Origin of the sequence: Pseudomonas sp. R28(2017) (assembly GCF_002112505.1) — a bacterium.
Classification (GTDB): domain Bacteria; phylum Pseudomonadota; class Gammaproteobacteria; order Pseudomonadales; family Pseudomonadaceae; genus Aquipseudomonas.
The window spans coordinates 121,557-147,277 of the sequence record NZ_NEHW01000003.1 but is presented as its reverse complement, the minus strand read 5'-3'; the positions used below and the strand labels follow the sequence as shown (position 1 = coordinate 147,277).

The following is a 25,721-nucleotide window of genomic DNA, read 5'->3' as shown; positions in this document are numbered from 1 at the left end:
TGCTTTGAACCTATGGCTAAAATTATCGGCATCATCGTCGTATTCGCGAGCGTGCTCGGCGGATATGTACTCTCCCACGGCAAGATCGCGGCGCTGATCCAGCCGTTCGAAGTGCTGATCATCGGCGGTGCAGCCTTTGGCGCCTTCATGCAGGCCAACCCCGGTTACATGACCATGCATGTAATCAAGAAGTCGATGAAGATGTTCGGCTCGCGCTTCTCCCATGCTTTCTACCTGGAAGTGCTGGGCCTGGTGTACGAAATCCTCAACAAGAGCCGCCGCGAAGGCATGATGGCGATCGAGAGCGATATCGAAGACGCCGCAGCCAGTCCGATCTTCGCCAAGTACCCGGCAGTGTTGGGCGACGAGCGCATGACCGCGTTCATCTGTGACTACCTGCGCATCATGTCGACCGGCAACATGGCGCCCCATGAGCTGGAAGGCCTGTTCGACATGGAGCTGCTGAGCATGAAGGAAGAGCTCGAGCACCCGTCGCACGCGGTCACCGGTATCGCCGACGGCATGCCCGGCTTCGGTATCGTGGCGGCGGTACTGGGTATCGTGGTGACCATGGCGTCGCTCGGCGATGGCGACCAGAAGGCCATCGGCATGCACGTCGGTGCGGCACTGGTCGGTACCTTCTTCGGTATTCTCGCGGCCTATGGCTTCTTCGGCCCATTGGCCAAGTGCCTTGAGCACGATGCCAAGGAAGAGCTCAACCTCTATGAATCGATCAAGGCCTCGCTGGTGGCTTCGGCGTCCGGCATGCCGCCTTCGCTGGCCGTCGAGTTCGGGCGCAAGGTGCTGTATCCGAAGCATCGCCCAAGCTTCGCCGAGCTGGAACAAGCGGTTCGCGGTCGCTGAGTCATGGAGAACAATCAGCCGATAATCATCAAGCGCGTCAAGCGCTTCGGTGGCGGGCACCATGGCGGCGCCTGGAAGATCGCCTTCGCCGACTTCGCCACGGCGATGATGGCGTTCTTCCTGGTGCTGTGGCTGTTATCCACGGCCACGCCTGAACAGAAGATCGCCATTGCCGGCTACTTCAAGGACCCGATCGGTTTTTCCGAGAGTGGCACGCCTTACATCATCGACCTGGGTGGCTCGCCGCAGCTGGCGCCGGAAAAGACCATCAACCCGGAGCAGAAGTCCGAGCCTACGCCTGACACCAGCATCCAGCTGGACAAGGACCAGGTCGAGACCATGGCCGAACAGGTCGAGCGCGAGCGCCTCGAACTGCTGCTGCAAGAGCTGCAGAACAAGGTCGAGGAAAATCCGCAACTGCAGAAGTTCAAGGACCAGATCCTGTTCGAGATCACTCAGGACGGCCTGCGCATCCAGATCATGGATGCCGAGAACCGGCCGATGTTCGACATCGGCAGCGCGCGCCTGCAGCCATATTTCGAAGACATCCTGCTGGCCATGGCCGACACCATCAAGGCTGTGCCGAACAAGATCAGCATCAGTGGCCACACCGATGCCAAGCCGTACTCCGGCACTGGCGACTTCGGCAACTGGGAGCTGTCGGCCAACCGCGCCAATGCCGCCCGGCGTGCCTTGGTTGCCGGCGGCTACCCGGATGAACAGGTGGCGCGGGTGGTCGGGTATGCCTCGTCGTCGCTGTTCGACCGCAAGAACCCGTTCAACCCGGTCAACCGCCGCATCGATATCATCGTCCTGACCAAGAAGGCGCAGCGCAATATCGAGGGTGAGCAGGGCGCGCCCGAGGCGCCAGCCCAGCCGGCTCCGCCACCAGGTGCAGCGCCTGGGGCGGCGGCCCCGGCAGCACCGGCGGCAGGTGATGCTGCTGCCGAGGCGCCGATGCAGCCGCGCGAACTGCGCCAGAAACTGAACATCTTCGAAGATGGGACCTTGAAGATGGATGAGCAGAAGGATCAGTAACCGCTGGGGCTGCCAGGCAGCCCCAAAAGTTTCAAAACCCCCGCCTGATCTTGGCCTTGAGATCGGCATGAAAGAAATCGGCATTGTCCCGGTCGACACGTGAGCCGCGCTCTGCCGGCAGAATCATTGCGCGCTGAAAGGTGCATTCATCGTGGTAGGCCCGCACGAACAGGTCGATATGCGCCCGTTCGCGCATCACTGGCCACCTGCCAAGGTGCTCGGGCAACTCGCCGCCGCCTCTGTGGTAGAAGCTCACCCGTCGATTGGCTGTTACCGCAGCTTCCAGTAGCCGGGCTGTCCACCAGTCATCGCAAGCCGCTGCGGGTAGCAGGCCGATCCAGTGGGTGGCATCGTTTATCTGTTGGCAGGCGCTGCCATGGGCGTCTTCGCGGGGCTGCCCGCTGGCGTCAAATTCCACCAGCTGCGCGGTGATGCCTTCAAGTAGCAGGCGTTCGTTGAGGATGAAGGCGTCAAGCCGCTCTTCGTGGCGGTAACTGATGAAAACCGGCATGGCGGTTGCCCTCCCTGATAGGAAGTCATGACCTTCAGGGAAAGCGAGGGGCAGGGCAATAGATGGCAGGAAAACCGGAGGCGTCCTACGCGCTCCGGTAACATTTCCTACAAATCAGTAGCTGTCTTCCGGCAGGCTGGCGATGATCGAGCGGTAGCTGTTCATCCGCTGCGGCTTGATGCGGCCATCTTCAAGGGCCTTGAGCAGCGCGCACCCCGGCTCGCGATCATGCTTGCAGTCGCGGAAGCGGCAGGTGCCGAACAAGTCGCGGAACTCGATGAAGCCATCTTCCACGTCGTCGCGGCTGACGTGGCCGAGGCCGAATTCGCGGATGCCCGGCGAGTCGATCAGGTCGCCGCCGTTGGGGAAGTGATACAGGCGCGCCGTGGTGGTGGTGTGCTGGCCCTGGCCGGACCATTCGGACAGGTCGCCGACGCGGGTGCCGGCATCCGGCAGCAGGCTGTTGACCAGCGACGACTTGCCCACGCCCGACTGGCCGACGAACACGCTGATGTGACCGTCGAGCATCTGCTGCAGGCGCTGCATGCCATCGCCGTGGTGCGCGGAGACTTCCAGCAGCGGGTAGCCCAGTTCGCGGTAGACCTCGAGCAGTGCGTGCAGGCCCGGGCCGTTCTCGGCGTCGATCAGGTCGGCCTTGTTCAGCAGCAACAGCGGGCGAATACCGGCGTGCTCGGCGGCCACCAGGTAGCGGTCGATCAGGTTCGGGTGCGGCTCCGGTGCCGGGGCGAAGACGATCACGATCAGGTCGACGTTGGCCGCGACCGGCTTGAGCTGGCCGTGGTTGTTCGGCCGGCACAGCTCGGTGCTGCGCGGCATCTGCGCGACGATCACGCCGATGCCCTGGTTGCCGGCGCGCCAGACCACGCGGTCGCCAGTGACCAGCGCCGGCAGGTTGGCCCGCAGGTGGCAGCGGAATACCTGGCCGGCGACTTCGCCGTCCTGGGCCTCCACCTCGACCTGCACACCGAAGTGGGCGATCACCAGGCCCAGTTGTTCCGGCCCCAGGTCACCGCCCTCCAGCTCCTGCAGCACGTGCTGCTCGCGTTTGGCGGCGCGAGCGGCGCGTTCGTTCTGGATTTTTTCGATACGCCAGTTCTGGCGACGATTGAGCTGGCGTTTGGCCATGGACCTTCCAAGGTGGGGCAAGTTGAAAACGGCAGGCAGTTTAGCACGCCAGCTCGCTGACCATTCTGGTTACCTTTGCGCCGCGCATGCGCAGGCCGGCGTCGCTAGGCTAATATGACGGCCTATACGAGGAGCCCCTTCATGCAGAACCCACAGAACCTGATCTGGATCGATCTGGAAATGACCGGCCTGGACCCGGACCACGACGTCATCATCGAGATGGCCACCATCGTCACCGACAGCGAACTGAACACCCTGGCCGAAGGCCCGGTGATCGCGATCCACCACAGTGACGAAGTGCTGGCGCGCATGGACGAGTGGAACACCCGCACCCATGGCGCCTCGGGCCTGACCCAGCGCGTGCGCGACAGCAAGATCAGCATGGCCGAAGCCGAGGCGCAGACCATCGCCTTCCTCGAGCAATGGGTGCCGAAAGGCAAGTCGCCGATCTGCGGCAACAGCATCTGCCAGGACCGCCGTTTCCTCTACCGCCACATGCGCGGCCTGGAAAACTACTTCCACTATCGCAACCTCGATGTCTCCACCTTGAAGGAGCTGGCGGCGCGCTGGGCGCCGGACGTGCGTGACAGCTTCAAGAAGGGCAGCACCCACCTGGCGCTGGACGATATCCGCGAGTCGATCGCCGAACTGCGTCACTACCGCGAGCATTTCATCAAGGTATGAGCCGAAAGGGCGCCGATATTGTGCTCGCGCCCTCTTTTGGTGCCTCCGGCAACTGGTTAGACTGCGCGCCTTTCCCGCACGGACCCGCGCCATGTTGTTGATGCTCTACCTGATCGCCATCACCGCCGAAGCCATGACCGGTGCCCTGTCCGCCGGCCGCCGAGGCATGGACTGGTTTGGCGTGGTGCTGATTGCCTGCGTGACCGCCCTGGGGGGCGGTTCGGTGCGTGACGTGCTGCTGGGCCATTACCCGCTGACCTGGGTGAAGCACCCGGAATACCTGGTATTGACCAGCTTCGCTGCGCTGCTGACGATTTTCATTGCGCCGATGATGCGCCGTTTGCGCTCGCTGTTCCTGGTGCTGGATGCCTTGGGCCTGGTGGCCTTTACCCTGATTGGCTGCATGACCGCGCTGGAAATGGGGCAGGGCATGCTGGTGGCGTCAATCAGCGGGGTGATTACCGGAGTGTTTGGCGGGATCCTGCGGGATATCTTCTGCAACGACATCCCGCTGGTGTTCCGTCGCGAACTCTATGCCAGCGTGTCGTTCGCGGCGGCCTGGTTCTATCTGGGCTGCGTGTACTTCAAGGTCCCGGCGGAGCAGGCGATGTTGCTGACCTTGTTCGGTGGTTTTCTGGTGCGCTTGCTGGCAATCCGTTTCCATTGGGAAATGCCCAAGTTCCACTACAACGACCAGCAGTAATTGCAAGGTTCACGGGCTACGCGGTCTCTGTGGGAGCGGGCTTGCCCGCGAAGCAGGCGACTCGGTGGGTGGCACCGGCTTCGCCGGTGTTCGCGGGCAAGCCCGCTCCCACAAGGATCGCGCAGGCTTTGTAAGCAGAGTATGGCGGGGGCTAGTGGATGCCGTGCCGGTCCAGCGCCCACTCCACATGCTCGCGCACCAGCTCCGACTCATCTTCGCGCCTTGCCTTCAGCGCCTCGATTACAGGAATCGTCGAGGGCGCATTACCCAGCCCCACCGCCAGGTTGCGCAAGAACCGCTCATATCCCGCCCGGCGCAATGGCCCGCCCTCGGTCCTGCGCAAGAAAGTGCGCTCGTCCCACAGGAACATTTCAGCCAGCTCGGCATTTTCCAGCCCATGCCGTGGCTGGAAGTCCTGTTCCTTGCTGAAATTGGCAAAGCGGTTCCATGGGCAGGCGATCTGGCAGTCATCGCAGCCAAACACGCGGTTGCCCATCATGGAACGCAATTCGACCGGAATAGGCCCACGCAACTCGATTGTCAGGTAGGAAATGCAGCGCCGTGCATCCAGTACGTACGGCCCGACGAAAGCCTGGGTCGGGCAGATGTCCAGGCACGCCTGGCAGCGCCCGCAGTGTTCACTGGTATGCGCCTCGTCCACCGGCAGCGGCAGGTCGACGAACAGTTCGGCAAGGAAGAAGTAGCTGCCGGCCTTGCGGTTGAGCAGCAGGGTGTTCTTGCCGATCCAGCCCAGCCCGGCTTGTTCGGCAAGGGCCTTCTCCAGCACCGGGGCGCTGTCGACGAAGGCGCGGTAGCCGAACGGGCCGATCGCTTCCTGGATGCGGTCCGCCAGGAACTGCACGCGCTTGCGCACCAGCTTGTGGTAGTCGCGGCCCAGGGCGTAGCGCGAGACGTAGGCCTTTTCCGGCTGGGCCAGGCGTTGCGCCATCTGCGTGTCGCCGGGCAGGTAGTCCATGCGCAGTGACACCACGCGTACCGTGCCGGGAATCAGCTGGTCGGGGTGGGCGCGTTTGCTGCCATGCGCGCCCAGGTACTCCATTTCGCCCTGGTAGCCGGCGTCGAGCCAGCGTTGCAGGTGCTGTTCGTGTTCGCCAAGGTCGACACCGGCGATGCCGACGTGAGCAAAACCGAGTTCTTGGCCCCAGATCTTGATGGATTGGGCCAGTTGGGCGAGGTCAGGGGTGCAGGCGGACATGGATGGGCAGGCAATACGGGCTCAGGTGCGTATAATTCTGCCAGACATTGGAGCCTTTGACCCCATGCCGCAGACCAAACACCTAAGCAATGCCCCGCAACTGCTCAGCAGCGTGACCGTCGCACGCCTGCCGGCACGTCCTGCGCACGCCCATAAAGGCGACTTTGGCCATGTGCTGGTCGTCGGTGGTGACCTGGGCACCGGTGGCGCCGTGCTGCTCAGCGCCGAGGCCGCGCTGCGCTGCGGTGCCGGGCTGGTCAGCGTGGCGACGCGCCCGGAGCACGTCGTGGCCGGGCTGGCGCGCATGCCGGAGGCCATGTGCCTGGGGGTCGAGTCGGCCAATCAGTTGATCGGTGTGCTGGAGCGTGCCTCGGTGCTGGTGGTGGGCCCCGGTCTGGGGCAGGCCGCCTGGGGCCGCAGCCTGCTGTCTGCGGTGGCCAACGCCGAGCGGCCGCAGGTGTGGGATGCCGATGCCTTGAACCTGCTGGCCCGCACGCCACTGGCGTTGCCCAGCGGCAGCATCCTCACCCCGCACCCGGGGGAAGCGGCGCGGCTGCTGGGCATATCCACCGAGGCCGTGCAGGCTGATCGCCCGGGCGCGGCGCGCAAGCTGGCCCGCCGCTATGCCAGTGTCTGCGTGCTCAAGGGCGCCGGCACCTTGGTGGCCGACCCTGCCGGCCAACTGGTGCTGTGCGAGCGTGGGCATCCAGCGATGGCTGGCGCCGGGCTGGGCGACGTGCTCACCGGCGTGCTGGCAGCGTTGCTGGCCCAGGGGCTGGACGCCTGGAGCGCGGCGGGCCTGGGGGTATGGTTGCACGCCTGTGCGGGGGAACGCCTGGGCGTCAAAGGTAGAGGCCTGGCGGCCAGTGATCTGGCGCCGGTCATTCGTGAGTTGTTGGAGGAGCATTCTGCGTGTCTGGCTTAACCCTGTTTCTGGCCGATGAAGCGGCCACGGTCGAATTCGGCGCAACACTGGCCGAGGTGACCGGCGGTCGTGGCGTGATTTTCCTGGAAGGCGACCTGGGGGCGGGCAAGACCACGCTCTCGCGTGGCTTGATCCGTGGGCTGGGCCATACTGGTGCAGTGAAAAGTCCGACTTTCACCGTGGTAGAACCCTACGAAATTGGTGAAATACGCGCCTTCCATTTCGACCTGTATCGCCTGGTCGACCCTGAAGAGCTGGAGTTCATGGGCATTCGTGACTATTTCGAGGGCGACCCGCTGTGCCTGTTCGAATGGCCACAAAAGGGTGCGGGCGTTTTGCCAAAGCCCGACCTGACCATTACCATAAGCCCCCAAGCGGGCGGCCGCTCGCTTGACCTTACGCCGCAGGGGGCTCGCGGCGAGGCCTGGTGCACTGCACTGGCCGAACACTATAAACAGTAAGTGGGGTAGGTATGCGCATACGCGCACTGGTCGCTGTCGTTGGATTGCTGCTGACAGCGGTGACCGTTGACGCTCTGGCCGTCACTCAAGTCAAGAGCGTGCGCCTGTGGCGTGCGCCGGACAACACGCGGTTGGTCTTCGACCTGTCTGGCCCCGTGCAGCATAGCGTCTTCACCCTCAGCGCACCCGATCGCCTGGTGATCGACATCAACGGCGCGACCTTGGCCGCGCCGCTGAACGTGTCGACCTCGAACACGCCGATCAGCAGCGTGCGCTCGGCCCAACGTACCCCCACCGACCTGCGTGTGGTCGTCGACCTGAAGAAGTCGGTCACGCCCAAGAGCTTTACCCTGGCGCCCAATGCCCAGTATGGCAACCGCCTGGTGGTCGACCTGTACGACCAGGAAGCCGATGCCATCGCCGCCACGGCGCCGACCCCGCCGCCAACACCCGTGCAAACCCCGGCGACCACGCCAGCCGTGCCGGTGACCCCGGCTCAGCCTGCAATCAAGCTGCCACCGGTGCCAAGCGGCAAGCGCGACATCGTGGTCGCCATCGATGCCGGCCACGGCGGTGAAGACCCGGGGGCTTCGGGCTCGCGCGGCCAGCACGAGAAAGACATCGTGCTGCAGATCGCCAAGGAGCTGCAGCGCCAGATCAACACCGAGAAGGGCTATCGCGCCGAGCTGACCCGTACCGGTGACTACTTCATCCCGCTGCGCAAGCGCACCGAGATCGCCCGCAAGAAGGGGGCCGACCTGTTCATCTCGATCCACGCCGACGCCGCCCCGTCGCGCGCGGCGTTCGGCGCCTCGGTGTTTGCCCTGTCCGACCGTGGCGCCACCTCCGAGACCGCACGCTGGCTGGCCGACACGGAAAACCGTTCCGACCTGATCGGTGGCGCTGGCAACGTCAGCCTCGACGACAAGGACCGCATGCTCGCGGGCGTGCTGCTCGACCTGTCGATGACCGCCACGCTGAGTTCCAGCCTGAACGTCGGGCAGAAGGTGCTGGGCAACATGGGCCGCGTGACGTCGCTGCACAAGCAGCGGGTGGAGCAGGCGGGCTTCATGGTGTTGAAATCGCCGGACATCCCGTCGATCCTCGTTGAAACCGGGTTCATCTCGAACAACAATGAAGCGGCCAAGCTGGCCACCGCTAGCCATCAGCAAGCGCTGGCGCGTTCGATTCACACCGGTGTGCGCCAGTACTTCCAGCAGAACCCGCCGCCTGGCACCTACGTTGCCTGGCTGCGTGACAGTGGCAAGATTGCCCAGGGCCCGCGTGAGCACACCGTGCGCCCAGGCGAAACCCTGGCGATGCTCGCCGTGCGCTACCAGGTCAGCGTGACCAGCCTGCGCAGCACCAACAGCCTCAAGACCGATGAGCTGAAGGTCGGCCAGCACCTCGATATCCCCGCTACCACACTGGCTTCGCAATGAGTGGTGGTTCGCGCATCCAGCTGCTCAGCCCGCGGCTGGCCAACCAGATTGCCGCAGGTGAGGTGGTTGAGCGCCCGGCTTCGGTGGCCAAGGAACTGTTGGAAAACAGCCTGGACTCCGGTGCCCGGCGCATCGACGTGGAAGTCGAGCAGGGCGGTGTGAAGCTGCTGCGGGTGCGTGACGATGGCAGTGGCATTTCCGCCGACGACCTGCCGCTGGCCCTGGCCCGTCACGCCACCAGCAAGATTCGCGAGCTGGAAGACCTTGAAGGGGTACTGAGCCTCGGCTTCCGTGGCGAGGCCCTGGCCTCGATCAGCTCGGTGGCGCGCCTGACCCTGACTTCGCGCACGGCCAGTGCTGGCGAGGCCTGGCAGGTAGAGACCGAAGGCCGTGACATGACGCCGCGCGTGCAGCCGGCCGCGCATCCGGTCGGCACTTCGGTGGAAGTGCGCGACCTGTTCTTCAATACCCCGGCCCGACGCAAGTTCCTCAAGGCCGAAAAGACCGAATTCGATCACCTGCAGGAAGTCATCCGCCGCCTGGCCCTGGCCCGCTTCGATGTCGGCTTCCACCTGCGCCACAACGGCAAGAGCATCCTCAGCCTGCATGAGGCGCATGATGAAACCGCCCGTGCACGGCGGGTCGGCGCCATCTGTGGCCCGGGCTTCATGGAGCAGGCGCTGCCGATCGACGTAGAACGCAATGGTCTGAGGCTGTGGGGCTGGGTCGGCCTGCCGACGTTTTCGCGCAGCCAGGCCGATTTGCAGTACTTCTTCGTCAACGGCCGTGCGGTGCGCGACAAACTGGTCGCCCATGCCGTGCGCCAGGCCTATCGCGACGTGCTGTTCAACGGCCGGCACCCGACCTTCGTGCTGTTCCTCGAGCTCGAGCCGAATGGCGTCGATGTCAACGTGCACCCGACCAAGCACGAAGTGCGTTTCCGCGAAGGCCGCTCGGTGCATGACTTCCTCTATGGCACGCTGCACCGTGCCCTGGCGGACGTGCGCCCGGAAGATCAGCTGGCTGCGCCAGCGGCCGTGCCTGAAGTGCTTCGCCCGACTGGCCAGCAGGCGGGTGAGTTCGGCCCGCAGGGCGAAATGCGCCTGGCCTCGCCGGTGCTCGAGCAGCCGCAGGCGCCGCAGCATTCCATCTCCAATGGCGGCAGTGGTGCCGGTTACCAGTACCAGTACACACCGCGCCCGTCGCAGCCGTTGCCGGCCGCCGAGTCCCAGGCGGTCTACCGCGAGTTCTACAAGCCGCTGAACGATGGCACGCCAGCCCCTTCGACACTGCCGGAAAGCCAGGGCGACATCCCGCCGCTGGGTTATGCCCTGGCGCAGCTCAAGGGCATCTACATCATCGCCGAGAATGCCGTTGGCCTGGTGCTGGTGGACATGCACGCGGCCCACGAGCGCATCATGTACGAGCGGCTCAAGGTGGCCATGGCCAGCGAAGGCCTCAGCGGCCAGCCGCTGCTGGTGCCAGAAACCCTGGCGCTGAGCCAGCGCGAGGCCGACTGCGCCGAGGAGCACGGCCAGTGGTTCCAGCGCCTGGGCTTCGAGCTGCAGCGCCTGGGCCCTGAAACGCTGGCGATCCGCCAGATCCCGGCGCTGCTCAAGCAGGCCGAGGCCAATCGCCTGGTCCAGGACGTGCTCGCCGACCTGATGGAGTACGGCACCAGCGACCGTATCCAGGCGCACCTCAACGAACTGCTCGGTACCATGGCCTGCCACGGCGCCGTGCGCGCCAACCGGCGCCTGGCCATCCCCGAGATGAACGCCCTGCTGCGCGACATGGAAAACACCGAGCGCAGCGGCCAGTGCAACCATGGTCGCCCGACCTGGACCCAGATGGGCCTGGACGATCTGGACAAACTTTTCCTGCGCGGTCGATGACATGAGCGGCAAGCCCCCTGCGATATTCCTCATGGGCCCGACGGCGGCCGGCAAGACCGACCTCGCCATCGAGCTGACCAAGGTCCTGCCTTGCGAGCTGATCAGTGTCGACTCGGCGCTGGTCTACCGTGGCCTGGACATTGGTTCGGCCAAGCCTTCCAAAGAGATTCTGGCGGCCTACCCGCACCGGCTGATCGACATCCGCGACCCGGCCGAGAGCTATTCGGCCGCGCAGTTTCGCGCCGATGCGCTGGAGGCGATGGCTGATATCACCGCGCGCGGCAAGATTCCGCTGCTGGTCGGTGGCACCATGCTTTATTACAAGGCGCTGATTGAAGGCCTGGCAGACATGCCGGCGGCCGATGCCGCCGTGCGCGCAGAGCTGGAAGCCCAAGCCGAGGCGCTGGGCCTGGCTGAGTTGCACCGGCAATTGGCGCAGGTCGACCCGGAGTCGGCGGCGCGCATCCACCCCAACGACCCGCAGCGGCTGATCCGGGCGCTGGAGGTGTACCGGGTGAGCGGCCAGAGCATGACAGCCCATCGTCAGCGTCAATTCGCGGAAAGTAGCGGCGCAGACGCAGGCGCCGGCGGGCATTTGCCCTATACTGTCGCGAGTTTGGCGATTGCGCCTGCGGATCGTCACATTTTGCATAAGCGAATTGCGCTACGATTTTCGCAGATGCTGGAACAGGGCTTCGTCGATGAGGTCCGATCGCTGCGAGCCAGAAGTGACTTGCACGCCGGGCTGCCGTCTATACGGGCAGTGGGGTATCGGCAGGTCTGGGACTACCTCGACGGCAAGCTGACTGAGAATGAGATGCGAGAACGCGGTATCATTGCCACTCGACAGCTGGCCAAGCGGCAGTTCACCTGGTTGCGTGGCTGGCCTGATGTGCATTGGCTCGACAGCCTGGCCTGCGACAATCTGTCCCGCACCTTGAAATACCTTGGGGCCGTCTCCATATTGAGCTGAGTCCCTGCTGATAGCCGTCTATTCTTGCGAAGGGGCGGCCTGACTTATCAATTTTTCTGATTTTCTATTATTTATCCTTACAGGAGTGCGGCATATGTCAAAAGGGCATTCGCTACAAGACCCTTACTTGAATCAACTGAGAAAAGAAAAGGTCCCGGTATCGATCTATCTGGTCAACGGGATCAAGCTGCAGGGCTCGATCGAATCCTTCGACCAGTTCGTGGTACTGCTGAAGAACACCGTCAGCCAGATGGTCTACAAGCACGCCATCTCGACCGTGGTTCCTGCCCGTCCGGTTCGCCTGCCAAGCCCGTCCGATTCCGAACACGGCGACAGCGAGCCAGGCAACGCCTGATAGGAGCCTGCATTGTTCTTTGAGCGCCACGGTGGTGGTGAGCGGGCGCTGCTCGTTCACTTGGAAGGTCAGAACCCTGAGGCGCGCGAAGACCCGCAGGAGTTTCAGGAACTGGCACTGTCGGCCGGAGCCGACATCGTCTCGTTGGCCACGGTAGCCAGGCATCAGCCTACGGCCAAATACCTGATTGGCAGCGGCAAGGTCGAGGAATTGCGCGACCTGGTCAAAGCCGAACAGGTAGACCTGGTGATTTTCAATCACACCCTCACGCCCAGTCAGGAACGCAACCTCGAGCGCGTCTTCGAGTGCCGCGTGCTTGACCGTACCGGGCTGATCCTCGACATCTTCGCCCAGCGGGCGCGTACCCATGAAGGCAAGCTGCAGGTCGAACTGGCCCAGCTCGACCACATGAGCACGCGGCTGGTGCGCGGCTGGACCCACCTTGAGCGGCAGAAAGGCGGTATCGGCCTGCGTGGCCCGGGTGAGACCCAGCTGGAAACCGACCGCCGCCTGCTGCGGGTACGTATCCGCCAGATCAAGGGGCGTCTGGAAAAGGTGCGCAGCCAGCGCGAGCAGGCCCGTCGTGGCCGCAAGCGCGCGGATATCCCTTCGGTTTCGCTGGTCGGCTATACCAACGCCGGCAAGTCCACGCTGTTCAATGCCCTGACCGAATCCGAGGTGTACGCGGCCGACCAGCTGTTCGCCACGCTCGACCCGACCTTGCGCCGGCTCGAGCTGGCCGACCTGGGCCCGATCGTGCTGGCCGACACCGTGGGCTTCATTCGCCACCTGCCGCACAAGCTGGTCGAGGCATTTCGGGCTACGCTCGAAGAGTCGAGCAACTCGGACCTGCTGCTGCATGTGATCGACGCCCATGAGCCAGAGCGCATGGAGCAGATCGAGCAAGTGCTGGCCGTGTTGGGCGAGATCGGTGCCGAAGGCTTGCCGATCCTCGAGGTCTATAACAAACTCGACCTGCTTGAAGATGTCGAGCCGCAGATTCAGCGTGATGCCGATGGCAAGCCGCAGCGGGTCTGGGTATCGGCACGAGATGGACGTGGCCTGGAGCTGGTCGGCCAGGCGATTGCCGAGTTGCTGGGGGATGATCTGTTTGTCGGTACCCTGTGTCTGGAGCAGCGTTTTGCCCGCTTGCGCGCGCAATTCTTTGCCCTGGGTGCCGTGCAGAGTGAAGCGCATGACGAAGAAGGGCGCAGCCTGCTGAGTGTTCGCCTGCCCAGGGTCGAGTTGAATCGCCTGGTCAGTCGTGAAGGCATGGAGCCGCAAGTGTTTGTCGAGCAACACACTTTGCAATAAATGCCCGGCGAGGTCGCCGGGCAGCAGTGGCAGGCATTCTGTAGCATTGGACGGCGCGCCGTGGGCGCGTCTTTGCTTTATCAGATGGAGAGCGCTATGGCTTGGAACGAGCCGGGTGGCAACTCGAACAATCAGGATCCCTGGGGCGGCCGTCGCGGTGGCGGCGGTGGTGGCGACAAGAAGGGCCCGCCGGATCTGGACGAGGCCTTCCGCAAGCTGCAGGACAGCCTGAACGGCATGTTCGGCAGTGGCAAGAAACGTGGCGGCGGTGACCGCAATGTCGGCAAGGGTGGCGGCTACGGCCTGCTGGGCATTGGCCTGGCGGTGCTTGCTGCCATCTGGCTGTACAGCGCCGTGTACGTGGTCGACGAGCAGGAGCAGGCCGTGGTGCTGCGCTTCGGCAAGTACTATGAGACGGTCGGTCCCGGCCTGAACATCTACTTCCCGCCAATCGATCGCAAGTACATGGAAAACGTCACGCGCGAGCGTGCCTACACCAAGCAGGGGCAGATGCTCACCGAAGACGAGAACATCGTCGAGGTGCCGCTGACCGTCCAGTACAAGATCAGCAACCTGCAGGACTTCGTGCTCAACGTCGACCAGCCTGAGGTCAGCCTGCAGCATGCGACCGACAGCGCCCTGCGCCACGTGGTGGGTTCCACCTCGATGGACCAGGTGTTGACCGAGGGTCGTGAGCAGATGGCCGTGGATATCCGCGAGCGCCTGCAGCGCTTCCTCGACAACTACCGCACCGGTATCACCGTCACCCAGGTCAACGTACAGAGCGCGGCAGCCCCGCGTGAAGTGCAGGAAGCCTTCGACGACGTGATCCGCGCCCGCGAAGACGAGCAGCGTGCCCGCAACCAGGCCGAGTCCTACGCCAATGGCGTGGTGCCGGAAGCCCGTGGTCAGGCCCAGCGCATCATCGAGGACGCCAACGGTTACCGCGACGAAGTCATCGCCCGCGCCAAGGGTGAGGCCGACCGCTTCACCAAACTGGTCGGCGAGTACCGCAAGGCCCCTGACGTGACCCGTCAGCGCTTGTACCTGGAGACCATGCAAGAGGTCTACAGCAATACCAGCAAGGTTCTGGTCACGGCCAAGGACGGGCAGAACAACCTGCTCTACCTGCCGCTGGACAAGATGGTCGAAGGCAGCCGCAACGCTTCCGCGCCAAGCACCAGTGTCAGCCCGTCGGTCAACGATGCGGCCGCACGTGCCGCGCAGGACCTGCAACAGCAACAGCAGCCACTGCGCACTAGGGAGAGCCGCTGATGAGCAACCGATCGCTGATCGCCCTGATCGCCGCCGTGGTGCTGGCCATTGTGGCCTGGAACAGCTTCTACATCGTGTCCCAGACCGAGCGTGCGGTACTGCTGCGCTTCGGTAAGGTGGTCCAGGCGGATGTCCAGCCGGGCCTGCACGTGAAGATTCCGTACGTGAACCAGGTACGCAAGTTCGACGCACGCCTGATGACCCTCGACGCCCCGACCCAGCGGTTCCTGACCCTGGAGAAGAAGGCGGTGATGGTCGACGCCTACGCCAAGTGGCGCGTCAAGGATGCCGAGCGCTTCTACACCGCCACTTCCGGCATGAAGCAGATCGCCGACGAGCGTCTGTCGCGTCGTCTGGAAAGCGGCCTGCGTGACCAGTTCGGTAAACGTACCCTGCACGAGGTGGTTTCCGGTGAACGTGACGCGCTGATGGCTGACATCACCGCATCGCTGAACCGCATGGCCAGCAAGGAGCTGGGTATCGAGGTCATCGACGTGCGCGTCAAGGCCATCGACCTGCCGAAGGAAGTCAACCGCAGCGTGTTCGACCGCATGAGCACCGAACGTGAGCGGGAAGCCCGCGAGCACCGCGCCAAAGGTAACGAGTTGGCCGAAGGTATTCGCGCCGATGCCGACCGCCAGCGCCGTGTACTGCTGGCCGAAGCCTATCGCGAAGCGGAAGAGACCCGCGGTGATGGCGACGCCCAGTCGGCCGCCATCTATGCCAAGGCCTACTCCCAGGACGCTGATTTCTATGCGTTCTACCGTAGCCTGCAGGCATACCGCGAGAGCTTCTCGAGCAAGAGCGACGTGCTGGTCCTGGATCCGAAGAACGAGTTCTTCCGCTTCCTGGACAAGAGCAAGCCGTGATGCTCAGGCCCTGATTTTCATGCAGCGGCGCCCCGCCTGGCAGCTAAAACACCAGGCGGGGTGCATCCTGAATGAAAAGGGGTGTATGATGAGGCAGCCGGGAAATTTCCCGGCTTTTTTGCGTCTGCAAGGTTGATTGGCAAAGCGCCAGTTGACGGTTTGGTCAGCTCGCAAGGCAATTCGAGGGTATCGGGTACGGTGGCTGCGCTGGGATCAGTGCTGCCCGCTGCTGTGCGCGGTACCGGCTTTACTGACGGCTCGCCTGCTGGCAAGCCGCCCGGACCAGAGGGGAAATGGCGTAATGGCAACGGTAGACCGCTGGCTGCTGCCAGATGGCATCGAGGAAGTACTGCCACCTGAGGCTGCGCGTATCGAGATCGCGCGCCGTCAGGTGTTGGACCTGTTCCAGAGTTGGGGCTATGAGCTGGTCGTCACCCCGCATATCGAGTACCTGGAGTCGCTGCTCACCGGCGCCGGCCAGGACCTGGATCAGCGCACCTTCAAGGTGGTCGACCCGCAGTCGGGCCGCCTGATGGGCTTCCGCGCCGACTTCACCCCGCAGGTGGCGCGCATCGACGCCCACACCCTGCGCCGTGAGGGCCCGAGCCGCCTGTGCTACGCCGGCAGCGTGCTGCATGCCCAGCCGCGTGCCCTGTCCACCTCGCGCAGCCCGATTCAGCTGGGTGCCGAGCTGTACGGCGACGCCAGCCCGACCAGCGATGTCGAAGTCATCAGCCTGATGCTCGCCACGCTGCAGCTGACCGACGTTGCCGATGTGCACATGGACCTCGGCCATGTTGGTATCTACCGCGGTCTGGCCCGTGCCGCCGGCCTGTCGGGCGCGGTCGAACAGCAGTTGTTCGATGCCCTGCAGCGCAAATCGGTCGATGAAGTACAGGCGCTGACTGCCGACCTGCCGAAGGACCTGGGCAACATGCTGCGCGCCCTGGTCGAGCTGTGCGGTGGCCGTGAAGTGCTGGCCGAGGCCCGCGTGCGCCTGGGCCGTGCCCCGGCCAGCGTGCTGGCGGCGCTCGACGACCTGCTGGCGATCGCTGATCGCCTGGCGTCGCGCTACCCGGAGCTGCCGCTGTACTTCGACCTTGGCGAGCTGCGTGGCTACCACTATCACACCGGCGTGGTGTTCGCCGTGTTCGTCCCGGGCGAGGGTCAATCGATCGCCCAGGGCGGCCGCTATGACGACATCGGCGCCGACTTTGGCCGGGCTCGCCCGGCCACCGGTTTCTCCACGGATTTGAAGACCCTGGTCACACTGGGGCGAGCGGAGGTCGTATTGCCAACTGGCGGCATCTGGATGCCGGACAGCGGCGACGCGGCCCTCTGGCAGCAGGTCTGCCAGTTGCGCAACGAGGGCCAGCGTGTGGTCCAGGCTTTGCCTGGCCAGCCGTTGAGTGCTGCTCTCGAGGCGGATTGTGATCGTCAATTGATTCAGCAAGACGGGCGCTGGCAGGTTCTGCCGCTGGCCCAGTGAGTTTCTGCGTCGGCAGTAGGCCGGCAACCAAGTTTGCGTGAATGAGGACCAATGTAATGGGTAAGAATGTCGTCGTCCTGGGCACCCAGTGGGGTGATGAGGGCAAAGGCAAGATCGTCGATCTGCTGACCGAACATGCTGCCGCCGTAGTGCGCTACCAAGGTGGCCACAACGCGGGCCACACCCTGGTGATCAACGGTGAAAAAACCGTTCTGCACCTGATTCCCTCGGGCATCCTGCGTGAAGGCGTACAGTGCCTGATCGGCAACGGCGTGGTCGTTGCACCGGACGCCCTGATGCGTGAAATCACCAAGCTGGAAGAGAAGGGCGTACCGGTGCGCGAGCGCCTGCGCATCTCCCCGGCTGCGCCGCTGATCCTGTCGTACCACGTGGCTCTGGACCAGGCCCGTGAAAAAGCCCGTGGCGAAGCCAAGATCGGCACCACCGGCCGCGGCATCGGCCCAGCCTACGAAGACAAGGTTGCACGTCGCGGCCTGCGCGTTGGCGACCTGTTCCACCGCGAGCGTTTCGCCGCCAAGCTGGGTGAGCTGCTGGACTACCACAACTTCCAGCTGGTGAACTACTACAAAGAGCCGGCCATCGACTTCCAGCAGACCCTGGACGAGTGCATGGCCTACGCCGAGCAGCTCAAGCCGATGATGCTCGACGTTACCGCCGAGCTGCACAACCTGCGCCGCGCCGGCAAGGACATCATGTTCGAAGGCGCCCAGGGCTCGTTGCTGGACATCGACCACGGTACCTACCCGTACGTCACCAGCTCCAACACCACCGCTGGCGGCATCTCCACCGGTTCCGGCGTTGGCCCGATGTACCTGGACTACATCCTGGGCATCACCAAGGCCTACACCACTCGCGTCGGTTCCGGTCCGTTCCCGACCGAACTGTTCGACGAGACCGGCGCCACCCTGGCCAAGCGTGGTCACGAGTTCGGTTCGACCACCGGCCGCGCCCGTCGCTGCGGCTGGTTCGATGCCGTCATCCTGCGTCGTGCCATCGACGTCAACAGCATCTCGGGCATCTGCCTGACCAAGCTGGACGTGCTGGACGGCCTGGAAACCATCAACATCTGCGTTGGCTACAAGAACGAGAACGGTGCCGTCATCGACGCGCCTTCCGATGCCGACAGCTACATCGGCCTGGAGCCGGTGTACGAAGAGATGCCAGGCTGGAGCGAGTCGACCCTGGGCGTGAAAACCCTGGAAGAGCTGCCGCAAGCTGCGCGTGACTACATCAAGCGCATCGAAGAGCTGGTAGGCGCGCCGATCGACATCATTTCGACCGGCCCGGACCGCAACGAGACCATCGTCCTGCGTCATCCGTTCGCCTGATCTGCCCTCCAGGCTGATCTGACGCCGCGGCCCTGAAAAGGATCGCGGCGTTTTCATTTGTGGCCCAGGCCTGGCGGCATTGCTAGACCTTGGCGTGTATCCCTGCTGTATGCGGCACAACCCTTGCTATAAGAAGCTTCTGTAGATGCCATCAAAATAGTGGCGCCAGAAAACACGAGGGTTACACCGTGTCTGCCATCCTTTCACTGTTACGAAGCCGCCTCTTGCGGCCTGTGTTTGTTGCCCTTGGTATCGCCCTTTTGGTGCAGGTGCTGGTCGCCGTTGCGCTGACCCGCAGCACCGTAACGGCCTTGGAAGCCGATCTTGGCGAGCGCTTGGGCAATGACAGCCGCCAGCTCGCCGGCGAGCTGGAGCAGGCCGGGCAGGACGTGCGCGGGGGCCTCGATAGCCTTTCCAGCAGCACCCGCCAGCGCCTGAGCGCAGGCCTTTCCACGCGGCTGCAGGACGAGCAGCAGCAGCTGCGCGGCACCCTGGAGAAAAACCTCAAGGACTCGGCCAACGACATGGCCGAATTGCTGGCCTCGGTCGCCCCGCGGGCGATCTGGGACAACGATGTGCCGATGCTCTCCGACTTCGCCCGCCGCGCCCAGCGCAACCCCAACGTGTTGTTCGTGATCTACGACGACGCCCAGGGCCAGCACCTCACCCGTTACCTGAACCGGCAGAACCCGATCAACCAGGCGCTGATCGAGAAGGGGCAGGGCGAGCGGGCGCTGGACAAGGTGCTCGAAGCCGCGCGGCGCGATCCGTCGGTGTATTTTGTCGAAGCCTCGATCAGCCCCAATGGTGCCGAGATCGGTAAAGTCCTGATGGGGGTTTCCACGGCTGGCGTTGACCAGGCGCTAAAGGCGCTCGACCAGCGTTTCAGTGCCCTGATCGCCAGTGGTGAGCAACTGGTGGGCGATAGCCTGGGGGCGGCGGCCGCCGACAGTGGCAAGGCCCTGCGTGAACGCCTGGAAGCTGCCCAGGCCAGCGCCACCGCAATGCAGGCCAACACCGCGCAGACTGTGCGCGACGCGGCTGCCGAGCTGCGCTGGCGCATTGGCCTGGGCCTGGTGGTGGTCGGCCTGGGTGTGCTGCTGGTGGTGGCCGTGGTATTGGGCCGCCGCGTGCTCAGCAAGCTGCGCCTGCTGATCGCTGCGCTCAATGATCTTGCCGCCGGGGAAGGTGACCTGACCAAGCGCGTGACCCTCGACAGTCGCGACGAGATCGGCGACATGGCCTCGGCGGTCAACCGCTTCGTCGACAAGCTGCAGCCCATCGTCCGCGAGGCCGGTGAGGTGGCCCAGCGCACCGGTGTCGAGATCGGCACCATGGCCCAGCGCAACGCCGGCGCCGATGCCGCGGCGGCGTTGCAGCGTGACGAAGTGGCCGCCAGCCTGCGCGATCTGTCGAGCATGGCAGACGAGGCCCAGGCTGAAAGCCAGGCCATGCAGGCGGCATTGCAGCAGGTCGTGGACATTCGCCAGGCGACCGATGAGAACAGTCGTTCTTCTACGCAACTGGCGAGCCTGATCGAGAACCTTGCCGGCCAGGTGGAGACTGGCTCGCAGGTGATCGAGCGCCTGGCCAAGCAGAGCGAACAGATTGAAGTGGTACTGACAGTGATTCACGGGATAGCCGAGCAGACCAACCTATTGGCCCTCAACGCAGCAATCGAAGCCGCACGCGCTGGCGAGACCGGTCGCGGCTTTGCCGTAGTGGCGGATGAGGTGCGGGCACTGGCGAGCAAAACCCAAAGCTCTACCGGCGACATCCAGGCGCACATTGCCGCGCTGCAGAAGGGTGCCAAGGAAGCAGTGGCGACCATCAGCCAGGCCGGGCTCAAGGCCAGCGAGGGGCTGTTGGTGCTGCGTGACAACGAGCGTCGCCAGCAGTCGGTGCAGGCGGCCGTGGAGCAGGTGCACGCAGCCATCGGCCTGGCGACCCGCGCTGCTGAGCAACAGGCCCATGGCGCGCAAGCGGTGAGGGGGCGGGTGGAAAACATCCATGCCCAGGCCGAGCGGTCGGCTGAGGTGGTGATGCAGACCACGGCCAGCAGCAAGGTGCTGGATGAGCTGGCAGCCCAGTTGCGCGCCAGCCTGGGGCAATTCAGGGCCTGAGTACAGCCATTGCTCGATGCCTGAAGTCTGGCGCGATCTGTATGGGAGCAACTGTCTTGCTCAATCTTTAAAAGTTGGCGCGAACCCTGTGGGAGCGGGCTTGCCCGCGAACACGGGCGAAGCCCGTGCCATCCTCCGTGGTGTTGCTAAGCTGTCGGCGACACATGACAAAGGGAATTGTGCATGGCTGTCCAACTAATCGCCGCCCAGGCCGACCTGGACTTTCTCCACACTGACAGCGTGCCACTCACGGCGCCACTGGCCGCCGTGCAAGCATACTGCGCCATTACCTCGGACGTCCCCGGCTGGTTGGCCAGGGCCTTCCGCATCCGTGACTTCATCTCACGCCGTTTCAATGTCACCGATATTCACGGCTTCACTCGCCGCGATCCAGGTCAGGTGCCAGCCGTCGGCGAGCGCCTCGACTTCTTCACAGTCGAGGCCATAAGCGACCAGCAACTGGTGCTGACCTCGCGCGATACGCACCTGGCTGTCATGGTCTGCATGGACGTGTCGGCAGGGGAGTGCGGCCTCCCGCAGTTGAGCGTGACGACTTCGGTGAAGTGCTTCAACACCTTTGGGCGGTTGTACATGGTGCCGGTTGGAAGGGTTCATGGCGTGATCGTGCGGCGGATGCTGGCCAACCTGCAGGGGCATCGATTCGAGCGTCGATAAGCAAAACATTCTTACTTAATAAATCAGAATTTTTACCCGATGTTGTAGGCAGTTTCCCAAAGTCTGCTTTAGTGGGTACGGGCTATTGCGTGGCTTGGCACAGGGAACTAGTGTCAACCGGGCCTTGAGGCGACAGCGCTAATCCGCCGTCTGCTTTTCAGGCATAACCGCAAGACGACAATGTGAGAGCGCTGTCGTTATTCAGCCCAAATATTGCCAAGGAGAGGTAAGCATGGCTTTCGATGCTTATATTCAAATCAACGAAATCGCTGGCGAAGCACTGGACGAGCAGTTCACCAACTGGATCGAGATCGCTGGCTACAAGTTCGGTGTCAACCAGAGCACCTCTGCCACCGCCAGCTCTGCGGGTGGCGCATCATCAGGCCGCACCACAATCAACAACGCCGCATAAGGCACCGCCATCGCGAAATATTAGTCGCTAATTCGGGCGGCGTTGAGCCTTCAATTGCACATGGCACTTATAGAAAAAGATCCAGAGGGCATAATGGATATGCTGGAGAACGATACCTTCAATCGACTCGGGGCCAATCATAAAATATCGGCGAGCACCTACAATTTGATCCTCGGCGCAGTACTGCTGTGGGGCTTCTTCGTCAACTGGTATTTGGTAATCAAGGTGCCGCCCGATATTGTTCGGTCAGTCCCCATGATGCTGTTTGTGGTTGGCTATTTGATCACCGCGCTAGGGGGTGTCGCGATCATCTTCAAGTCTGAAAGGCCGTTGTACAGTTTCCTCGGCTATAACCTGATCGTGATTCCGGTCGGATTGCTGCTTGTCATCGTCCTCCCGAGGTACTCACATGAAAACATTGTGAATGCCTTGCAGGCGACCGTCTTGCTAACCGTTACGATGATGCTGCTGGGGTCTGCGTTCCCCCGCTTCTTCAAGCGCATCGAGGCGTCATTGTGTATAGCCTTGTTCATTGTGATCTTCGTTGAATTGGCGCAGGTCTGGTTATTCAGTATCCACCTCGCGGTAATGGATTGGATCACCGCAGTGATATTCTGTGGCTATATCGGGGTTGATTGGGGGCGTGCGAATCAGATTGAGCGGACCGTTGATAACGCGATAGACAGCGCCGCATCACTGTACCTGGACATTATCAATCTGTTTTTGCGGGTTTTACGGATCGTATCTGGGAAGTGAGCTGCCCAGGCCGCATTGCAGCCTGGGCAAGCTTTCAAGCCTTATTCAAGTACATCCGCGTAGTCAGCAAATACACCGGCAACCCCGAAACCACAATCAACAACGCCGCATAAGGCGCCGCCGCCGCAAACTCGACGTTGGCCGTATGCGCCCAGACTTCGGTGGCCAGGGTGGTCATGCCAGTCGGGCTGAGCAGCAGGGTAGCTGTAAGCTCCTTCATGGCATCGAGGAACACCAGCGCAAAGGCCGCCGCCATGGCCGGGAAGATGATCGGCAGGGTCACCCGGCAGAACGCTGCGAAGCTGCTGGCACCCAGGGTACGGGCCGCTTCTTCGAGGGTCGGCGAAGCCTTGTTCAGCGCAGTGCGTACCGGCGCCTGGGCCAAGGGCAGGAACAGCAGCGCATAAGCCAGCAGCAACAGCGCGGTGGTCTGGTACAGCGCCGGCACATAGTGCAGCGAGAAAACCACCAGCGACAGCGCGATCACCAGGCCGGGCAGGGCGTGCAGCAGGTAAGGCAGGCGTTCGGCCCACAGTGCCAGGCGGCCTCTGTAGCGCACCACCAGGAAACTGACCGGCAATGCCAGCAATACGCAGAAGCCCGCACCGCCCAGCGACACCGACAGCGAAGTGAATAGTGCTTTGCTGATTGCTGCGACCGGGAAGGCTGCCGACGACCCCACGCTCAGCCAGTAACCCAGCATGGCCAGCGGAATGCCGCTGCCGAGAATCGCCAGGCCCAGGCAGAACAGTTGCGCGAGCGGCATCCAGCCACGCAGCCGCACCGGCTGCCCGCGGCGCGCCACGCCCTGGCCGATGCGCACGTGGCGGGCCTTGCCGCGCACGCGCAGTTCCAGCCACAGCATCAGCAGGCACAGTGCCAGGAGCACGGCCGAGAGCATCGCGGCATTGGCGTTGCTGAATTCCAGTTCGAACTGCTGGTAGATCGCCGTGGTGAAGGTCTGCAGGCCAAGGATCGACAGCGCGCCGAACTCGACCAGCATGTGCAGGGCGATCAGCAGCGCACCGCCGAGCATCGACGGCCACAGCAGCGGCAGGGTGATCTTGCGGAACACGCCCCAGCGGCTGTAGCCCAGGGTGCGCGCCGACTCTTCAAGCGAAGTGTCGAGGTTGCGCAAGGTCGCTGCCACCGGCAGGAACACCAGCGGGTATTTGGACAGCGCCATGACCAGGATCGCCCCGCCCAGGCCTTCGAAGTCCGAGCTCAGCGACACCCAGGTGAAGCTGCTGACGAACGACGGCACGGCGAACGGCAGGCACAGCACCACGCCCCACAGCCGGCGGCCGGGCAGGTTGCTGCGTTCGAGCAGCCAGGCCAAGGCCAGGCCCACCACCATGCACGCCAGCGTCACCCCGGCCATCAGCATCAAGGTGTTGCGCATCAACCCCCAGACGAACGGGCGCCAGAGCAGGTGCAGGGCTTCGCGCCAGCCGGCTTCCCAGGCTTTCATGGCAACGTACAGCAGCGGCAGCACGCTCATCGCCACCAGGAACAGCACAGGCAGCACCACCCAGATCGAGGGGCGCTTGCGGCGCGGCACGAAACGTACCGGCACCGGCTCGGACAGGGCGGCAGTCATCAGAGCAGGCCGACCTCGCGTTCAAGCTCGATCGCTTCCTCGGCATTGCCCAGGTCGGCTGGCGAGATCTTCGGCGGGCGCAGGTCCTCGAACGGCTTCAGGCCACGGTCGGAGACCATGCCCTTGTGCAGCGGGTATTCGGCGGTGGTCTGGGTGATCACGCGCTGGCCTTCTTCGCTGGCCATCCAGTTGAGCAGGGCTTGGGATTCTTTCGGGTGCTTGCTGGCCTTGACCACGGCGGCGCCGGAGATGGTGACCAGGTTGCCGGCATCGCCATCGGCCAGGTAATAGAGTTTGGTGTCCAGCTTGCCGCGCTCACGCTGCAGTGCATACCAGTAGTAGTTGTTCACCAGTACCGCAGCGACTTCACCTTTTTCCACGGCCTTGAGGGCGACCATGTTGTTGGTGTAGGTCTTGCCGAAGGCCTTCAGGCCGGTCAGCCATTCTTCGGTGGCCTCACGCCCGTGCATCTTCAGGATGGCCACAGCCTGCTCCTGGAAGGCGCCGCTGGTCGGTACATAGCCGACGCGCCCTTCCCACTCCGGGTTGGCGAAATCCATGACCGTGGTCGGCAGGTCTTTCTCGTCGACTTTCTTCGGGTTGAACACCACGATGCGGGTGCGGGCGGTGATGCCCATCCAGGTGCCGTTGGCGCCTACGTACTCCTTGGGCACCATGTTCGCGGTGGCGTCATCGATCTTCGCCAGCAGGCCCAGTTCGCCCAGATTGTTCAGCGGCGGGGACTCTTCGGTATAGATGATGTCGGCCGGCGAGCGGTCGCCTTCCTCGATGATCTGGCTGGCCAGCTGGTTGCTGCTGCCCTTGCGGATATTGATGTGGATGCCGGTCTTGGCCTCGTAGGCCTTGGCGATGGCTTCGCCGATTTCCTTGTGCTGGCCGTTGTACATGGTCAGCGTGACCGGTTCGTCTGCCAGGGCGGCCGGAGCGCCGATCACCAGGCTCAGGACTGCGGCAGCCAGGGTGCGCATCAGCGGTTGCGGGCGGATCGTCATGCGGGTACTTCCTCGCTTACGGCTACATATTCGGAAACAATGGTAAACGAAATCGTTTCTCAAGTGGCCGGGTGACGAGAAATTCATCGGCAGACGAAGGTGTAACGTGTGAAGGTTTGTCTGCAGTGCTGGCCTCTTCGCGGGCAAGCCCGCTCCCACAGGGATCGCGCCAGAAATTGAGCACGACACTTGCTCCCACGGGAGCCGTTGGGGGAGGGGATGAAAAATCGCAGGCAAGAAAAAACCCACTAGCAAGCTAGTGGGTTTTTGTATGGTGCCCAGGAGAAGACTCGAACTTCCACGACCTTGCGGTCACTGATACCTGAAACCAGCGCGTCTACCAATTCCGCCACCTGGGCAAAGCTTTACATCATCTGGAGAAGGCGACTATCGTTCGCTTTCACACAGTAGTAACAGATCCTTGGTCATCTGTTACTTGAAAATACTTGGTGCCCAGGAGAAGACTCGAACTTCCACGACCTTGCGGTCACTGATACCTGAAACCAGCGCGTCTACCAATTCCGCCACCTGGGCACACATTCGAGATTAAAAGATGCTTTACAGCGCCGTTCATCTCTACTACAACTTCGGGCTTGTCCGTCGTTGTGGTGCGCACTATACGGACGGTCCGGG

General features: G+C 63.3%; 23 protein-coding genes, 2 tRNA genes and 2 pseudogenes. 20 read left to right on the top strand and 7 right to left on the bottom strand.

All coding sequences use genetic code 11. From position 1 onward, the window contains the following. Window positions 1-12 precede the first annotated feature (12 nt). Together motA and motB are read left to right on the top strand one after the other, a co-directional pair. Window positions 13-864 carry a flagellar motor stator protein MotA gene (gene motA / locus CAF78_RS06160; protein ID WP_079229923.1) on the top strand — a complete coding sequence of 284 codons (852 nt, stop codon included), beginning with the start codon at window positions 13-15 and terminating at the stop codon, window positions 862-864. Window positions 865-867: 3 nt separating this feature from the next. Next, a complete protein-coding gene (gene motB / locus CAF78_RS06155) occupies window positions 868-1,902 on the top strand; it encodes a flagellar motor protein MotB (RefSeq protein WP_085676758.1) in 1,035 nt (344 codons plus the stop codon). Window positions 1,903-1,933: 31 nt separating this feature from the next. Here motB and CAF78_RS06150 read toward each other — a convergent pair whose 3' ends face one another. Then, complete coding sequence (locus tag CAF78_RS06150; protein WP_085676759.1) at window positions 1,934-2,413, bottom strand: TIR domain-containing protein; 480 nt, start codon at window positions 2,411-2,413, stop codon at window positions 1,934-1,936. A 114-nt stretch (window positions 2,414-2,527) separates the two neighbouring features. Beyond that, complete coding sequence (rsgA, locus tag CAF78_RS06145) at window positions 2,528-3,559, bottom strand: small ribosomal subunit biogenesis GTPase RsgA (RefSeq protein ID WP_027920739.1); 1,032 nt, start codon at window positions 3,557-3,559, stop codon at window positions 2,528-2,530. 141 nt (window positions 3,560-3,700) lie between these two features. Here rsgA and orn point away from each other — a divergent pair, with 141 nt between their 5' ends. Together orn and CAF78_RS06135 are read left to right on the top strand one after the other, a co-directional pair. Beyond that, window positions 3,701-4,243 (top strand): oligoribonuclease, encoded by a 543-nt coding sequence (orn, locus tag CAF78_RS06140; RefSeq protein WP_054887871.1) that lies wholly within the window; start codon window positions 3,701-3,703, stop codon window positions 4,241-4,243. A gap of 91 nt (window positions 4,244-4,334) precedes the next feature. After that, window positions 4,335-4,946, top strand: coding sequence for a trimeric intracellular cation channel family protein (locus tag CAF78_RS06135; protein ID WP_003249516.1), 612 nt, complete (start codon window positions 4,335-4,337; stop codon window positions 4,944-4,946). 151 nt (window positions 4,947-5,097) lie between these two features. Here CAF78_RS06135 and queG read toward each other — a convergent pair whose 3' ends face one another. Beyond that, a complete protein-coding gene (gene queG, locus CAF78_RS06130) occupies window positions 5,098-6,162 on the bottom strand; it encodes a tRNA epoxyqueuosine(34) reductase QueG (RefSeq protein ID WP_085676760.1) in 1,065 nt (354 codons plus the stop codon). Between the two features lie 64 nt (window positions 6,163-6,226). On the opposite strand from queG, the gene CAF78_RS06125 reads away from it, so the two are divergent. The 16 genes and pseudogenes from CAF78_RS06125 (at window position 6,227) to CAF78_RS06055 (ending at window position 22,475) form a co-directional block, all read left to right on the top strand. Beyond that, window positions 6,227-7,087: an NAD(P)H-hydrate dehydratase gene (locus tag CAF78_RS06125; RefSeq protein WP_085676761.1), complete on the top strand. Its 861-nt coding sequence runs from the start codon at window positions 6,227-6,229 to the stop codon at window positions 7,085-7,087. After that, the gene (gene tsaE / locus CAF78_RS06120; RefSeq protein ID WP_085676762.1) at window positions 7,075-7,548 is read left to right on the top strand and encodes a tRNA (adenosine(37)-N6)-threonylcarbamoyltransferase complex ATPase subunit type 1 TsaE; all 474 of its coding nucleotides are present in this window, start codon (window positions 7,075-7,077) and stop codon (window positions 7,546-7,548) included. The genes CAF78_RS06125 and tsaE overlap by 13 nt, the downstream gene beginning before the upstream one ends. A gap of 11 nt (window positions 7,549-7,559) precedes the next feature. Then, the gene (locus CAF78_RS06115; protein WP_085676763.1) at window positions 7,560-8,990 is read left to right on the top strand and encodes an N-acetylmuramoyl-L-alanine amidase; all 1,431 of its coding nucleotides are present in this window, start codon (window positions 7,560-7,562) and stop codon (window positions 8,988-8,990) included. Continuing rightward, window positions 8,987-10,885: a DNA mismatch repair endonuclease MutL gene (mutL, locus tag CAF78_RS06110; protein WP_085676764.1), complete on the top strand. Its 1,899-nt coding sequence runs from the start codon at window positions 8,987-8,989 to the stop codon at window positions 10,883-10,885. The genes CAF78_RS06115 and mutL overlap by 4 nt, the downstream gene beginning before the upstream one ends. Before the next feature lies 1 nt (window position 10,886). Further along, window positions 10,887-11,858: a tRNA (adenosine(37)-N6)-dimethylallyltransferase MiaA gene (gene miaA / locus CAF78_RS06105; RefSeq protein ID WP_085676765.1), complete on the top strand. Its 972-nt coding sequence runs from the start codon at window positions 10,887-10,889 to the stop codon at window positions 11,856-11,858. 94 nt (window positions 11,859-11,952) lie between these two features. Beyond that, the gene (hfq, locus tag CAF78_RS06100) at window positions 11,953-12,213 is read left to right on the top strand and encodes an RNA chaperone Hfq (RefSeq protein ID WP_027920748.1); all 261 of its coding nucleotides are present in this window, start codon (window positions 11,953-11,955) and stop codon (window positions 12,211-12,213) included. 12 nt (window positions 12,214-12,225) lie between these two features. Further along, window positions 12,226-13,527 carry a ribosome rescue GTPase HflX gene (gene hflX, locus CAF78_RS06095; protein ID WP_085676766.1) on the top strand — a complete coding sequence of 434 codons (1,302 nt, stop codon included), beginning with the start codon at window positions 12,226-12,228 and terminating at the stop codon, window positions 13,525-13,527. 96 nt (window positions 13,528-13,623) lie between these two features. Then, entirely contained in the window at window positions 13,624-14,802 is a 1,179-nt protein-coding gene (gene hflK, locus CAF78_RS06090) for an FtsH protease activity modulator HflK (RefSeq protein ID WP_085676767.1), read from the top strand. Then, window positions 14,802-15,671, top strand: a complete 870-nt coding sequence (gene hflC, locus CAF78_RS06085; RefSeq protein WP_085676768.1) for a protease modulator HflC — start codon at window positions 14,802-14,804, stop codon at window positions 15,669-15,671. The genes hflK and hflC overlap by 1 nt, the downstream gene beginning before the upstream one ends. Before the next feature lie 301 nt (window positions 15,672-15,972). Continuing rightward, window positions 15,973-17,160, top strand: coding sequence for an ATP phosphoribosyltransferase regulatory subunit (locus CAF78_RS06080; protein WP_085676769.1), 1,188 nt, complete (start codon window positions 15,973-15,975; stop codon window positions 17,158-17,160). A gap of 56 nt (window positions 17,161-17,216) precedes the next feature. Further along, on the top strand, window positions 17,217-18,509 hold the full coding sequence (locus CAF78_RS06075; RefSeq protein ID WP_003249542.1) for an adenylosuccinate synthase: 1,293 nt from the start codon (window positions 17,217-17,219) through the stop codon (window positions 18,507-18,509). 524 nt (window positions 18,510-19,033) lie between these two features. After that, a pseudogene (locus CAF78_RS28980) lies at window positions 19,034-19,774 on the top strand (HAMP domain-containing protein); the annotation flags it as partial. Further along, window positions 19,748-20,632 carry a methyl-accepting chemotaxis protein gene (locus CAF78_RS28975; RefSeq protein WP_371856898.1) on the top strand — a complete coding sequence of 295 codons (885 nt, stop codon included), beginning with the start codon at window positions 19,748-19,750 and terminating at the stop codon, window positions 20,630-20,632. The pseudogene CAF78_RS28980 and the gene CAF78_RS28975, both read left to right, overlap by 27 nt. A 183-nt stretch (window positions 20,633-20,815) precedes the next feature. Beyond that, window positions 20,816-21,307, top strand: a complete 492-nt coding sequence (locus CAF78_RS06065; protein WP_085676771.1) for a DUF2867 domain-containing protein — start codon at window positions 20,816-20,818, stop codon at window positions 21,305-21,307. Between the two features lie 232 nt (window positions 21,308-21,539). After that, window positions 21,540-21,710: pseudogene (locus CAF78_RS06060) on the top strand (type VI secretion system tube protein Hcp); the annotation flags it as partial. Window positions 21,711-21,818: 108 nt separating this feature from the next. Further along, window positions 21,819-22,475: a Bax inhibitor-1 family protein gene (locus CAF78_RS06055; RefSeq protein ID WP_085676866.1), complete on the top strand. Its 657-nt coding sequence runs from the start codon at window positions 21,819-21,821 to the stop codon at window positions 22,473-22,475. Window positions 22,476-22,509: 34 nt separating this feature from the next. Here the strand turns inward: CAF78_RS06055 and CAF78_RS06050 are convergent, their stop codons facing one another. The 4 genes from CAF78_RS06050 to CAF78_RS06035 all read right to left on the bottom strand — a co-directional run bounded on the left by CAF78_RS06050 (window position 22,510) and on the right by CAF78_RS06035 (window position 25,622). Then, the gene (locus CAF78_RS06050; RefSeq protein WP_085676772.1) at window positions 22,510-24,075 is read right to left on the bottom strand and encodes an iron ABC transporter permease; all 1,566 of its coding nucleotides are present in this window, start codon (window positions 24,073-24,075) and stop codon (window positions 22,510-22,512) included. Next, window positions 24,075-25,088 (bottom strand): extracellular solute-binding protein, encoded by a 1,014-nt coding sequence (locus CAF78_RS06045; RefSeq protein ID WP_027920755.1) that lies wholly within the window; start codon window positions 25,086-25,088, stop codon window positions 24,075-24,077. The genes CAF78_RS06050 and CAF78_RS06045 overlap by 1 nt, the downstream gene beginning before the upstream one ends. Window positions 25,089-25,360: 272 nt before the next feature. Then, window positions 25,361-25,447 (bottom strand) — tRNA-Leu (locus CAF78_RS06040). Window positions 25,448-25,535: 88 nt separating this feature from the next. After that, window positions 25,536-25,622, bottom strand: a tRNA-Leu gene (locus CAF78_RS06035). Between the last annotated feature and the right edge of the window lie 99 nt (window positions 25,623-25,721).

Bases quoted from the DNA above. Each gene is read 5' to 3' on its own strand.
- miaA (WP_085676765.1), top strand. From the start codon at position 10,887: ATGAGCGGCAAGCCCCCTGCGATATTCCTCATGGGCCCGACGGCGGCC.
- CAF78_RS06115 (WP_085676763.1), top strand. From the start codon at position 7,560: ATGCGCATACGCGCACTGGTCGCTGTCGTTGGATTGCTGCTGACAGCG.
- mutL (WP_085676764.1), top strand. From the start codon at position 8,987: ATGAGTGGTGGTTCGCGCATCCAGCTGCTCAGCCCGCGGCTGGCCAAC.
- hflK (WP_085676767.1), top strand. From the start codon at position 13,624: ATGGCTTGGAACGAGCCGGGTGGCAACTCGAACAATCAGGATCCCTGG.
- CAF78_RS06055 (WP_085676866.1), top strand. From the start codon at position 21,819: ATGCTGGAGAACGATACCTTCAATCGACTCGGGGCCAATCATAAAATA.
- orn (WP_054887871.1), top strand. From the start codon at position 3,701: ATGCAGAACCCACAGAACCTGATCTGGATCGATCTGGAAATGACCGGC.
- CAF78_RS06125 (WP_085676761.1), top strand. From the start codon at position 6,227: ATGCCGCAGACCAAACACCTAAGCAATGCCCCGCAACTGCTCAGCAGC.
- hfq (WP_027920748.1), top strand. From the start codon at position 11,953: ATGTCAAAAGGGCATTCGCTACAAGACCCTTACTTGAATCAACTGAGA.
- CAF78_RS06150 (WP_085676759.1), bottom strand. From the start codon at position 2,413: ATGCCGGTTTTCATCAGTTACCGCCACGAAGAGCGGCTTGACGCCTTC.
- CAF78_RS06045 (WP_027920755.1), bottom strand. From the start codon at position 25,088: ATGACGATCCGCCCGCAACCGCTGATGCGCACCCTGGCTGCCGCAGTC.
- CAF78_RS06080 (WP_085676769.1), top strand. From the start codon at position 15,973: ATGGCAACGGTAGACCGCTGGCTGCTGCCAGATGGCATCGAGGAAGTA.
- motB (WP_085676758.1), top strand. From the start codon at position 868: ATGGAGAACAATCAGCCGATAATCATCAAGCGCGTCAAGCGCTTCGGT.
- CAF78_RS06075 (WP_003249542.1), top strand. From the start codon at position 17,217: ATGGGTAAGAATGTCGTCGTCCTGGGCACCCAGTGGGGTGATGAGGGC.
- CAF78_RS28975 (WP_371856898.1), top strand. From the start codon at position 19,748: ATGGCCTCGGCGGTCAACCGCTTCGTCGACAAGCTGCAGCCCATCGTC.
- CAF78_RS06050 (WP_085676772.1), bottom strand. From the start codon at position 24,075: ATGACTGCCGCCCTGTCCGAGCCGGTGCCGGTACGTTTCGTGCCGCGC.
- CAF78_RS06135 (WP_003249516.1), top strand. From the start codon at position 4,335: ATGTTGTTGATGCTCTACCTGATCGCCATCACCGCCGAAGCCATGACC.
- queG (WP_085676760.1), bottom strand. From the start codon at position 6,162: ATGTCCGCCTGCACCCCTGACCTCGCCCAACTGGCCCAATCCATCAAG.
- rsgA (WP_027920739.1), bottom strand. From the start codon at position 3,559: ATGGCCAAACGCCAGCTCAATCGTCGCCAGAACTGGCGTATCGAAAAA.
- CAF78_RS06065 (WP_085676771.1), top strand. From the start codon at position 20,816: ATGGCTGTCCAACTAATCGCCGCCCAGGCCGACCTGGACTTTCTCCAC.
- hflC (WP_085676768.1), top strand. From the start codon at position 14,802: ATGAGCAACCGATCGCTGATCGCCCTGATCGCCGCCGTGGTGCTGGCC.
- motA (WP_079229923.1), top strand. From the start codon at position 13: ATGGCTAAAATTATCGGCATCATCGTCGTATTCGCGAGCGTGCTCGGC.